1 protein-coding gene is annotated in these 2,762 nt (G+C 63.9%); it reads left to right on the top strand.

Translation table 11 applies throughout. The features are described 5' to 3' along the window. The coding region (locus ABEA10_RS49730; RefSeq protein ID WP_345475722.1) for a type I polyketide synthase at positions 1-2,762 on the top strand (2,762 nt) is incomplete at both ends.

Raw genomic sequence — 2,762 nt, 5'->3', positions numbered from 1 at the left:
ACCCCCGCCATCCAACAAACCCTCGACCAACACCCCAACCCCACACACGCCATCCCCACCATCACCAAAAAACACGGCACCCTCACCGAATTCCTCAACAACACCGCACAACTACACACCCACCACCACACCGCCAACTACACACCACCAAAACGAACAACAACAATCCCTCTTCCCACTTACCCATTCCAACACCACACCTACTGGCTCTACCACGGGTCCCCGAACGGCTCGGGACAACAAGCAACAAATCACCCAATCCTTACCGCCACCGTTCAAATACCGACCACCGGCGCCCAGCTATTCACCGGCCAGGTCTCGGCACGCACCCACCCCTGGCTCAAAGACCACGCAATCCACGACACAACCCTGGTCCCCGGAAGCGCTCTCATCGAAATGGCCGCGCACGTCGGCGCCCACACCAACACCCCTCACATCGAGGAACTCACCCTCGAAAACCCCGTCACCATCCCCGACGACGCTGCCACCGAAATCAACCTCACCGTCGAGGCCCCCGACGACGATGGCGAACGCAAAATCACCATCCACACCCGCCGCGCCGACGCCGAACCCGACACCCCCTGGACCCGTAACGCCACCGGCATCCTCACCACCACACCACTCCCGGCGGACGCACCCGCACAACCACCGGCCGACGCTACGCCCATCGACGTCACCGACTTCTACCCGCAGCTGACCGAACGCGGATACCACTACGGCCCCACCTTCCAAGGCCTCACCCACGCCTGGCAACACGACAACGGCGACCTCTACGCCCAAACAACCCTCCCCGAAACCACCGACACCCACGGATACACCATCCACCCCGCCCTCCTCGACGCCGCGATCCACGCGCTGGCGCTCACGGCGGACGGTAGCGACGAGACGCCGTACCTCCCGTTCTCCTGGAACGACGTCGCTTTCCACGGCACCAGAGCGACAGCACTCCGGGTCCACCTGCATCCGATAGACGACGGCCGTTATCGCATCACCGCCACCGACGACCTCGGCCAGCCCGTGATGACGGTAAATGCGCTAGCACTACGCCCCGTCGACAGGGCCCAGCTTCCGACCGACAACAGTCGCAGTTCTTTGTTCGAATTGCAGTGGGCACGCATTGCGCCGAGAAAGGCATCGGCTTGTTCCTACGTTCTGCTCGACGAGCAGAAAACGAAACTGTCCGCTTCATTCGCTGACGCGATGAGCGTCCATCCCGATCTGGACGCGTTCGTAGCGGCTCTAGATGACGGATCCGGAATACCTGATTTCGCTGTTTGGATGTGCCCTCACAAGTCGAGCGCGAACGTCCCCGAGGATGTCCACCGCCTCACACGACAAACGATCGGTCTCCTCCGTGACTTCCTCACGAACGAACGACTCGCCGACTGTCGCCTGGTCGTCATCACGCGGGGCGCCGTGAGCACCGGCGAGAACGATGCAATCGAGGATTTGGCTCAGGCGGCGGTGTGGGGGCTGGTCCGTACGGCGCAGGCCGAACACCCTGACCGCATCGCCCTCATCGATGTCGACGGCCCCACAATCGAGCCGGCGGCCGCCATCGCGAGCGGCGAACCTCAGGTCGCCATCCGCGACGGCCACCTTCTCATTCCTCACATCGCGCGAACGGGCGCCAGCGATGACCCGATTCGATTCGATCCCGAGCGGACGGTGTTGATCACCGGTGGTACGGGAGTCCTCGGCTCAGCCGTCGCCCGGCACCTGGTCGCCCAGCACAACGCCCTCCATCTCCTGCTGGCCAGCCGCTCCGGACCAAACGCACCAGGTGCCACCGAACTCCACCAAGAACTCACCGAACACGGCGCCCAGGTCACCATCACCAGCTGCGACACCTCCAAGCCAGAGGCCCTCACCGAACTACTGGACACCATCCCGCATCAGCATCCGCTCACCGCGGTCATCCACGCCGCGGGCACGCTGCGGGACGCCACCATCACTCAACTCACCAACGAGCAACTCGACGCCGTCCTCACGCCCAAGGTTGACGCGGCCTGGCACCTACACCAGCTGACCAAAGAAATGGATCTGTCGGCGTTCGTCCTGTTCTCCTCACTCGCCGGCACCCTCGGCTCCCCCGGCCAAGCCAACTACGCCGCCGCCAACACCTTCCTCGACGCCCTCGCCCACCACCGCCACACACAAGGACTCCCCGCCACCAGCCTCGCCTGGGGACTCTGGCAACAAACCAGCAACATGACCGCCCACCTCACCACCACCGACCATGGACATGTCAGCACCGCAGGCATCGTTCACCTGACCACGACGGAGGGTCTCCGGCTCTTCACCGCTGCACTTACGCACCCCCGGCCCACGATCATCCCCGCCAACATCAACGTCAGAAGGCTGGACACGGGAGGCGACCCGCACCCGTTGTTCCGCGAACTCGCCCCCGCCGTTGCTCGGCGGTCCGACGGCGCTCCTCCAAATCTCCGTCCCCAGCTGGCGGACCTGCCCGGTCCCGAGTCGGAAAAACGGCTGCTCGACATCGTGCGTACGAGCGCCGCGAACGTTCTGGGTCATACCAACGCAGACACGATCGTCGACACCCAAACCTTCAAAGAACTGGGCTTCGACTCCCTGACCGCCATCCAGATCCGCAACCGCCTCGCCACGGTGACCGGACTACGCCTCCCCGCCACCCTCATCTTCGACCACCCCACACCACACGCCCTCGCCACCCACCTGCACCACCAACTCACCGGCGAGAACAACGCCACCACAACCACCATCCACAAAACCACCAC

Source organism: Actinoallomurus oryzae (assembly GCF_039541955.1).
Classification (GTDB): Bacteria; Actinomycetota; Actinomycetes; order Streptosporangiales; family Streptosporangiaceae; genus Actinoallomurus; species Actinoallomurus oryzae.
The sequence above is the reverse complement of the archived record's forward strand: the minus strand, read 5'-3'. Positions and strand labels throughout refer to the sequence as shown.